Source organism: Nocardia farcinica (assembly GCF_029867845.1).
Taxonomy (GTDB): Bacteria; Actinomycetota; Actinomycetes; order Mycobacteriales; family Mycobacteriaceae; genus Nocardia; species Nocardia farcinica_A.
On the sequence record NZ_JARWRU010000167.1, the window covers coordinates 1 to 3,550 of the forward strand.

General features: G+C 68.6%; 4 protein-coding genes. 2 read left to right on the top strand and 2 right to left on the bottom strand.

Translation table 11 applies throughout. The features are described 5' to 3' along the window. Positions 1–141 precede the first annotated feature (141 nt). Positions 142–1,740, bottom strand: a complete 1,599-nt coding sequence (serA, locus tag QH283_RS03405) for a phosphoglycerate dehydrogenase (RefSeq protein WP_280501561.1) — start codon at positions 1,738–1,740, stop codon at positions 142–144. Between the two features lie 857 nt (positions 1,741–2,597). On the opposite strand from serA, the gene QH283_RS03410 reads away from it, so the two are divergent. After that, positions 2,598–2,798 carry a hypothetical protein gene (locus QH283_RS03410; RefSeq protein WP_280501562.1) on the top strand — a complete coding sequence of 67 codons (201 nt, stop codon included), beginning with the start codon at positions 2,598–2,600 and terminating at the stop codon, positions 2,796–2,798. A gap of 315 nt (positions 2,799–3,113) precedes the next feature. Then, positions 3,114–3,356, top strand: a complete 243-nt coding sequence (locus QH283_RS03415) for a DNA polymerase beta superfamily protein (protein ID WP_280501563.1) — start codon at positions 3,114–3,116, stop codon at positions 3,354–3,356. Here the strand turns inward: QH283_RS03415 and QH283_RS03420 are convergent. Then, entirely contained in the window at positions 3,303–3,509 is a 207-nt protein-coding gene (locus QH283_RS03420; RefSeq protein ID WP_280501564.1) for a cold-shock protein, read from the bottom strand. The genes QH283_RS03415 and QH283_RS03420 overlap by 54 nt on opposite strands. Positions 3,510–3,550 lie beyond the last annotated feature (41 nt).

A 3,550-nucleotide genomic window follows, 5' to 3' on the forward strand; every position in this document is an offset into this window, starting at 1 on the left:
CGCGCGCTGGTGTTCCCGGGGGGCCGCGCGCGCTCCCGGGCGTCCCCCCCAACTTACCACACACCCCCCGCCCCCCCCCCCCCCCCCCCCCCGGGGTCCGGGGGGGGGGCCGCGTGACGGCAGTGTGTATGCGGGTATGGATCAGACCAGGTCGACCAGGGCGATCTTGGCGGCGCCCACGGCCTCGCCGATCGCCGCCTGCACGTCGGCCGGAACCGGCTTGTTGACGCGCAGGATGACGGTCGCGCCGTCCTTGTCGATGTCCTGGCTCAGCTGCGCGGCCAGGATGTCGACGTCGGCCTCGCCCAGCTTGGTGCCGATCTTGCCGAGCGCGCCGGGACGGTCCTCGTAGTTCAGCACGGCCAGGTTCAGGCCCTCGGCGCGCATGTCGTAGTTGCGGCCGTTGATGTTGACGATCTTCTCGACCTGCTGCGGCTCGGTCAGCGTGCCCGCCACGTTCAGGGTGTGACCGTCGCCGAAGACCGCGCGCAGGTCGACCATGCTGCGGTGGTTCGGGCTCTCGGTGGCCGAGGTGACCTCGACGCTGATGCCGCGCTCCTTGGCCAGCGCGGGGGCGTTGACGAAGGTGACCTGGTCCTCGACGTGGTTGGAGAAGATGCCGCGCAGCGCCGACAGCTCCAGAACCGCCACATCCGAGGAGGCCAGCTCGCCGCGGACCTGCACCTCGACGCTGACCGGCAGCTCGTCGGCCAGCGCGCCGAGCAGCACACCCTGCTTGCGCACGATGTCCAGCCAGGGGGCGACCTCGTCGCCGACCGCGCCGCCGGTGACGTTCACCGCGCCGGGCACGAACTCGCCTGCCAGCGCCAGCAGCACCGACTTGGCGACATCGGTGCCCGCGCGGTCCTGCGCCTCGGAGGTGGAGGCGCCCAGGTGCGGGGTCACCACGACCTGCGGCAGGTCGAACAGCGGGCTGTCGGTGCAGGGCTCGGTCTCGAACACGTCGATGCCGGCGGCGCGCACGTGGCCGGAGGTGATGGCGTCGGCCAGCGCCTGCTCGTCGATCAGGCCGCCGCGCGCGGCGTTGACGATGATGACGCCCTTCTTGGTGAGCGCCAGCTTCTCCTTGCTGAGCAGACCCTTGGTCTCCGGGGTCTTGGGCAGGTGCACCGAGATCAGGTCGGCACGCTGCAGCAGCTCGTCCAGGGTGACCAGCTCGATACCGAGCTGGGCGGCGCGAGCCGGGGAGACGTAGGGGTCGTAGGCGATGATCTTGGTCTCGAACGCGGCCAGACGCGCGGCGAACAGCTGGCCGATGCGGCCGAGGCCGACGACGCCGACGGTCTTGCCGTAGATCTCCACGCCGTTGAACTTGCTGCGCTGCCAGGTGTGCTCACGCAGGGTGGCGTCGGCGGCCGGGATCTGGCGGGCCGCGGCCAGCAGCAGGGTGACCGCGTGCTCGGCGGCGGTGTGGATGTTGGAGGTCGGCGCGTTCACGACCATCACGCCGCGCTCGGTGGCCGCGGGCACGTCGACGTTGTCGAGGCCGACGCCGGCGCGCGCGACGATCTTCAGCTTCTTGCCCGCCTCGAGCACCTCGGCGTCGACGGTGGTGGCCGAGCGGACGAGCAGCGCGTCCGCCTCGGGAACCGCGGCCAGCAGGGCCGGCCGGTCGGGGCCGTCGACCCAGCGAACCTCGACACCGTCACCGAGCGCGTCGACGGTCGACTGGGCGAGCTTGTCGGCGATCAGAACTACAGGACGGCCTGCTTGGCTCACAGTGGGTTACTCCTGAAGAAAAGGGGGCGGCTGATTACCGGACCCCAGCTTAGTTGGCACGTTTCGGGACGATGTCGCCACCCGGTGGGCACGCGCCGTCAGTACGCTCGCCCGCCCGGCGCGGAATCCGGCAAACCGGGACACGAAACGGGCCCCGCGCCCGGAATTCCGGTGCGGGGCCCGCTACTTCGGCGAGACGCTCAGCGCGCGGGCGAACTCACTCCGCCGAGCCGAGCAGCGCGCCCAGGCCCTCGAGCACGATGGCCAGGATGTCGAGCACTCCTTCGAGAACAGCACTGCCGGTTTCGATGATGACCGATCCCATGGGAACTCCTCTTGCTCGAACCGGCCGGGTGCGACCGGGTCACGCCCGGGATTCACGGCGCGGCCGTGGCCGCCCCGAGCGGGTGGATGATGTGGGTCGACTTGCAAAAGCCGAGGCTAGCAACGATTCGAATACGCTTCTGCCAGCCAGAACCCGGTGTCGGCAACAATTCGGCAACTCATCCTCCGGCAGCCGCCCATGGGCCGTTGCGCACCCCGAAAACTGCCCCCAGAAGACGCCGAGGCCCCGCACCGCGGGGGTGCGAGGCCTCGAGGAGTCGACGTCCGGCGATCAGCCGCCGAACGAGCCCGTCCACAGGGTGTTGAACAGGCCACGCACGGCGGCGTCCAGGGTGTCGAACAGACCGTTCAGCGCGGCACTACCGGTGTCGATGATAACGGGGATCATGAAAATTCCTTTTCGTCGAAACACATCCAGTCGAACTGGCTGACACAGGGCACATCGGACGCTCTCGCGGACCGGTTACGGAAATTCGGGAAAATGTGACCCTTACTACTCTTCACTCACCCGAGTGAGCCAAATCACCGCACAGATGTTCCAACAGGAACCAAAAACGCGCTCTGACCTGCCGATTCAGCCGGAACAGCGCCGCTCGAAGCCTGCGCTCAGCCCCGACCCAAGGGCTTGCCTTTTCAACCAGCGAAAAGCGGAAGCCCGCATGAACTATGGCTTGAATTACTCTCCGCAATCCACCGATATCATTCCGATATAGGCGCTCACCTGCGAAAGGAGCGGCACCCGGCGGTGGACGCCCCCGCCGGTCGCCCGCCGAAAACAGGAGGAAGACTCGTCCGCTTCCGCCGCACCATCGCCGATATGTCGTCACCCGCCGTCCCCGACTCGATGGTCCCGGAGATCCTCGACGCCGCCGACGCCGAACTGGCGCGCGTCGAAGGCGAGCACCGCGTACGGCTTCTGATCGCCACCGAGAGCGGGAGCAGGGCTCGGGATTGGGGTCACCGTCCCCCGATTCCGACTACGACTGCCGCTTCGTCCACCTGGCGGCCCTGGACAGCTACCTCTCGCCGTGGCTGCCCGCGATGTCATCGAGACCCCGATCACCGGTCTGCTCGACGTCAACGGCTGGGATCCGGCCAAGGCGCTGCGCCTGCTGGTGCGCGGCAACGCCGTGCTCGTCGAGTGGCTGCGCTCGCGTAGTACCCGCCTCGCGCCCGCGAGCCGGCCGCAGCCTTCTTCCACGAGCGCGCGGTGGCACTCAGCCGATGACGCGGACCCCCACCGCCTCCGGGCCGGACTTGCTGTGCCGTAGGTCGAAGGTCACGCGCTGACCTTCGCGCAGCGAACGGAAACCGACCCCGGCGAGTTCGAGGTAGTCGACGAACACGTCGGGTCCACCCCCGTCCTGAGCGATGAAGCCGAAGCCCTTCTCGCTGTCGAACCACAACACAGTGCCCTGCGCCATCTACGTCTCGAACCTTCTGTCGAACGTGCGGAACCGACGCA